Source organism: Ruegeria sp. CK3 (assembly GCF_056536565.1).
The window spans coordinates 1-5904 of sequence record NZ_JBQFPV010000024.1; the positions used below are offsets into that span (position 1 = coordinate 1).

At 53.3% G+C, this 5904-nt stretch carries 2 tRNA genes and 3 rRNA genes; all 5 read right to left on the bottom strand.

Annotated elements, in window-relative coordinates:
- Positions 1 to 14: 14 nt before the first annotated feature.
- The 5 genes from rrf to ACR0C3_RS23180 all read right to left on the bottom strand — a co-directional run bounded on the left by rrf (position 15) and on the right by ACR0C3_RS23180 (position 5421).
- Positions 15 to 129 (bottom strand): 5S ribosomal RNA (gene rrf / locus ACR0C3_RS23160).
- Between the two features lie 158 nt (positions 130 to 287).
- Positions 288 to 3153, bottom strand: a 23S ribosomal RNA gene (locus ACR0C3_RS23165).
- A gap of 487 nt (positions 3154 to 3640) precedes the next feature.
- Positions 3641 to 3716 (bottom strand) — tRNA-Ala (locus ACR0C3_RS23170).
- A gap of 27 nt (positions 3717 to 3743) precedes the next feature.
- Positions 3744 to 3820, bottom strand: a tRNA-Ile gene (locus ACR0C3_RS23175).
- 139 nt (positions 3821 to 3959) lie between these two features.
- A 16S ribosomal RNA gene (locus tag ACR0C3_RS23180) occupies positions 3960 to 5421 on the bottom strand.
- Together the 16S, 23S and 5S rRNA genes with 2 tRNA genes alongside form the textbook arrangement of a ribosomal RNA operon.
- Positions 5422 to 5904: the final 483 nt, after the last annotated feature.

Below are 5904 nucleotides of genomic sequence, written 5' to 3' on the forward strand. Positions count from 1 at the left end.
TGGGCTTTTACTAGGTTTGGCGGTGACCTACTCTCCCGGGGCTTAAGCCCAAGTACCATTGGCGCGGCAGTGCTTAACTTCCGGGTTCGGGATGGGACCGGGTGTTTCACTTGCGCTATGACCACCAAACCGAGGAAAAGCCCATGTCGACTTTCTTGCTGTGCAAGAAAGCGACGAGATGGCAGTTAGCGTATGTGCGTTGCCACTCGGTTGTGTTTTCAATCAACGTTGTCCAACTCAAGGTCGGTGTATGCTTCTGGTTTTGATTTGTCTTTCTGTTACTGGATCAAATCAAGCCTATCGGGCGATTAGTACCGGTCAACTGAACGCATTACTGCGCTTACATCTCCGGCCTATTGACGTGGTGGTCTTCCACGGCCCTCAGGGAGACCTTGTTTTGAGGGGGGCTTCCCGCTTAGATGCCTTCAGCGGTTATCCTGTCCGATCATAGCTACCCAGCACTGCCGTTGGCACGACAACTGGTCCACCAGTGGATCGTTCACCCCGGTCCTCTCGTACTAGGGGCAACTCCTCTCAAGTCTCCTACACCCACGGCAGATAGGGACCGAACTGTCTCACGACGTTCTAAACCCAGCTCACGTACCTCTTTAAACGGCGAACAGCCGTACCCTTGGGACCTGCTCCAGCCCCAGGATGAGATGAGCCGACATCGAGGTGCCAAACACTGCCGTCGATATGGACTCTTGGGCAGTATCAGCCTGTTATCCCCGGCGTACCTTTTATCCGTTGAGCGATGGCCCTTCCACTCGGGACCACCGGATCACTATGGCCGTCTTTCGACTCTGCTCGACTTGTCAGTCTCGCAGTCAGGCTGGCTTCTGCCATTGCACTCAACGAGCGATTTCCGACCGCTCTGAGCCAACCTTCGCGCGCCTCCGTTACGCTTTAGGAGGCGACCGCCCCAGTCAAACTACCCGCCACGCAGGGTCCCGGATCCGGATAACGGACCGCGGTTAGACATCAAGAGTGCGAAGGGTGGTATCTCAAGGGAGGCTCCACGGATACTTGCGTTTCCGCTTCAAAGCCTACCACCTATCCTGCACATCACAATCCTGATGCCAGTGCGAAGCTGTAGTAAAGGTGCACGGGGTCTTTCCGTCTAACCGCGGGAAGCCTGCATCTTGACAGGCAATTCAATTTCGCTGAGTCGATGTTGGAGACAGCGGGGAAGTCGTTACGCCATTCGTGCAGGTCGGAACTTACCCGACAAGGAATTTCGCTACCTTAGGACCGTTATAGTTACGGCCGCCGTTTACCTGGGCTTCAATTCAAGGCTCTCACCTCTCCTTTTAACCTTCAGGCACCGGGCAGGCGTCAGACCCTATACGTCGTCTTGCGACTTCGCAGAGCCCTGTGTTTTTAATAAACAGTCGCCACCCCCTGGTTTGTGCCCCCAGCCCCTAGTTGCCTAGGAACCGGGCCTCCTTCTCGCGAACTTACGGAGGTATTTTGCCGAGTTCCTTCAACATCGTTCTCTCAAGCGCCTTGGTATGCTCTACCAGTCCACCTGTGTCGGTTTAGGGTACGGTCTGATGGAGGGCTATTTCCAGGAACCACTCAGCAGCCCAATCAATCCGATAAGATTGAACTACACCTGTGATCCGTCACATCCTCCTGGCCTAGGAATATTAACCTAGTTCCCATCGCCTACGCCTTTCGGCCTCGGCTTAGGGGCCGGCTTACCCTGCTCAGATTAGCTTTAAGCAGGAACCCTTGGACTTTCGGCGAGAGTGTCTCTCACACTCTTTGTCGCTACTCATGTCATCATTCTCACTAGTGATCTCTCCACGGGATCGCTCACGCGCCCGCTTCATCGAAAGGACTCGATCCTGCGCTACCGCCTATTCGGCTACTTGAGCGCGGTTGCCCGCGCCGCATAACCAGCGGCAATACAGGATAAGTCCTATGTCACACTACGCTCTGCTACCGATGCTTACGCATCCCTAGACTTCGGCTCATGGCTTGAGCCCCGTTACATCTTCGCCGCAGGACAACTTGTTTAGACCAGTGAGCTGTTACGCTATCTTTAAAGGATGGCTGCTTCTAAGCCAACCTCCTGGTTGTTTTGGTCGTCCCACCTGCTTTCCCACTTAGCCATGAATTGGGGGCCTTAGTCGTAGGTCAGGGTTGTTTCCCTCTCCACTACGGACGTTAGCATCCGCAGTGTGTCTGCCATCTAGTACTCCCGGGTATTCGGAGTTTGGTTAGGATCAGTAAGCCTGTGGGGCCCCATTACCCATCCAGTGCTCTACCCCCCGGGGTATTCGGATGACGCTCTACCTAAATAGATTTCGCAGAGAACCAGCTATCTCCGAGTTTGATTGGCCTTTCACCCCTAGGCACAGCTCATCCCGATCCTTTTCAACGGATGTGGGTTCGGTCCTCCAGTAAGTGTTACCTTACCTTCAACCTGGCCATGCCTAGATCACTCGGTTTCGGGTCTGATCCCACGAACTCATGCGCCCTATTAAGACTCGCTTTCGCTACGCCTACACCTAACGGCTTAAGCTTGCTCGTAAGACCAAGTCGATGACCCATTATACAAAAGGTACGCCGTCAGATCTCGAGGATCCTCCGACTGATTGTAGGCGTTCGGTTTCAGGTACTGTTTCACTCCCCTCGTCGGGGTGCTTTTCACCTTTCCCTCACGGTACTGGTTCGCTATCGGTCAGCAAGGAGTACTTAGCCTTCGAAGGTGGTCCTCCGATCTTCAGACAGAATTTCACGTGTTCCGCCCTACTTAATACGTCCATCAAAGCTTCCTATACGGGGCTGTCACCCGCTATGGCCACGCTTCCCAACGTGTTCTAGTCACTTATCTGGCTCGGCTGGTCCCCGTTCGCTCGCCGCTACTAGGGGAGTATCAATTGATTTCCTTTCCTCCGGGTACTTAGATGTTTCAGTTCCCCGGGTTTGCTCTTAAAACCCTATGTATTCAGGTCTTAAGTACCTGTTTAAGCAACATATTGATTAGCAAAACTAACAATATGAAGCTTTCAGGTGGGTTGCCCCATTCAGAGATCCATGGATCAAAGCTTATTCTCAGCTCCCCATGGCTTATCGCAGAGTATCACGTCTTTCATCGCCTCTTGCTGCCAAGGCATTCACCAAACGCCCTTCTCGCGCTTGATTTGATCCAGAAAGAGAAAGACTTGATATTGGCACTACCGCCTATTCGGCTACTTGAGTGCGTTTGACCGCACACAACCAAAGCTGCGCTAGTAATCAAATCAATCGCGACCGCCCAGCTGGTAACTAAAGGCGATCTTTCTTCTGAACCAAAAGCATACTTTCCCGCCTTCCATCCTGGAACCCATGCTGCCGATGTCGGTCGGCCCCACATGGAGGATAGAAGACAATGCATAACCGTTAAGTTATGCGGGTTAGTGTACTTGACTTGGACAACTCTGTTCGTTTCAGCCGGGATATTCAAAGAGGGACGAGGAAACATCCCCAATCGAACCTCCTCCGAAGAGGACCAACTGAGATCAACGCCTCACTCGGCGCGATCAAACAGTGTTGATTGATTTCTCTCTATACGATGTCAATGCCTCCGAAGAAGCGACGTCCAATCGGACGGTTAAGAACCCAAAGGCTCTTAACGATCTGATCGGATAAATGGTGGAGCCTAGGAGGATCGAACTCCTGACCTCCTGAATGCAAATCAGGCGCTCTCCCAGCTGAGCTAAGGCCCCATTCAGGTGCTACGCACCCTAATCTAGTGGTGGGTCGAGGAGGACTTGAACCTCCGACCTCACGCTTATCAGGCGTGCGCTCTAACCACCTGAGCTACCGACCCAGACAGGCCGGTCGGCCTGATGTGTTCTGAAGAGATATGAGGACGGCTCGGTCCATGAGTTTGATCAACTTTGTTTGTTGATCTTTTGCTAAGTGCTTCACGATCAAGAGCAAGCTCAAGATACTAGAAACATCCTTAGAAAGGAGGTGATCCAGCCGCAGGTTCCCCTACGGCTACCTTGTTACGACTTCACCCCAGTCGCTGATCCTACCGTGGTCCGCTGCCTCCAAAAGGTTAGCGCACGGCCGTCGGGTAGAACCAACTCCCATGGTGTGACGGGCGGTGTGTACAAGGCCCGGGAACGTATTCACCGCGTCATGCTGTTACGCGATTACTAGCGATTCCGACTTCATGGGGTCGAGTTGCAGACCCCAATCCGAACTGAGACAGTTTTTTGGGATTAACCCATTGTCACTGCCATTGTAGCACGTGTGTAGCCCAACCCGTAAGGGCCATGAGGACTTGACGTCATCCACACCTTCCTCCCGCTTATCACGGGCAGTTTCCCTAGAGTGCCCAGCCGAACTGCTGGCAACTAAGGATGTGGGTTGCGCTCGTTGCCGGACTTAACCGAACATCTCACGACACGAGCTGACGACAGCCATGCAGCACCTGTCACTAGGTCACCGAAGTGAAAGATCCATCTCTGGAACGGTCCTAGGATGTCAAGGGTTGGTAAGGTTCTGCGCGTTGCTTCGAATTAAACCACATGCTCCACCGCTTGTGCGGGCCCCCGTCAATTTCTTTGAGTTTTAATCTTGCGACCGTACTCCCCAGGCGGAATGCTTAATCCGTTAGGTGTGTCACCGAATAGCATGCTACCCGACGACTGGCATTCATCGTTTACGGTGTGGACTACCAGGGTATCTAATCCTGTTTGCTCCCCACACTTTCGCACCTCAGCGTCAGTATCGAGCCAGTGAGCCGCCTTCGCCACTGGTGTTCCTCCGAATATCTACGAATTTCACCTCTACACTCGGAATTCCACTCACCTCTCTCGAACTCTAGACCGATAGTTTTGGAGGCAGTTCCGGGGTTGAGCCCCGGGATTTCACCCCCAACTTTCCGATCCGCCTACGTGCGCTTTACGCCCAGTAATTCCGAACAACGCTAACCCCCTCCGTATTACCGCGGCTGCTGGCACGGAGTTAGCCGGGGTTTCTTTACCTGCTACCGTCATTATCTTCACAGGCGAAAGAGCTTTACGACCCTAGGGCCTTCATCACTCACGCGGCATGGCTGGATCAGGGTTGCCCCCATTGTCCAAGATTCCCCACTGCTGCCTCCCGTAGGAGTCTGGGCCGTGTCTCAGTCCCAGTGTTGCTGATCATCCTCTAAAACCAGCTATAGATCGTAGGCTTGGTAGGCCATTACCCCACCAACTACCTAATCTAACGCGGGCTAATCCTTTGGCGATAAATCTTTCCCCCGAAGGGCTCATACGGTATTACTCTCCGTTTCCAGAGGCTATTCCGTACCAAAGGGCATATTCCCACGCGTTACTAACCCGTCCGCCGCTCACCCCGAAGGGCGCGCTCGACTTGCATGTGTTAGGCCTGCCGCCAGCGTTCGTTCTGAGCCAGAATCAAACTCTCAAGTTGAAAAGCAGTTACCTGCTTATCCTTGACGTTCGAACCTCTGCACATCCTTGATTGTGCTACCGCCTATTCGGCTACTTGAGCACGTTTAAGCGATACCTCCACCCGGCTAGGCGAAGGAACAATCAAGAGTCATCTGTTTGTCTGTGCTTCAGCTTCATAGAAACCAAAGTACCGAACAAACAGTGAAGCTGACACTAGATCATCGGCCCCGATTACTCGAGAAACCTACTAGCGCGATATACAGACATTCAATCCGTCGAAACGAACCAAACCGCCCACATATCTCTTCAGTTATCCATCAATGTCAAAGAACAAAAACACCCAGAGCCAAAAACCAGACCGTTGCGCCAATCCCTCAGCGCGCCCGCCTAAAACTCAACCTCAGATGCCCCCAGTCTATCCTGAGCGTCTCCACCGTCTCTCCAGTGCGTCTCACCGTCTCGCCGGTGTGTCACCAGCGCCTCAGCAGCGCCGGTGAAGGGG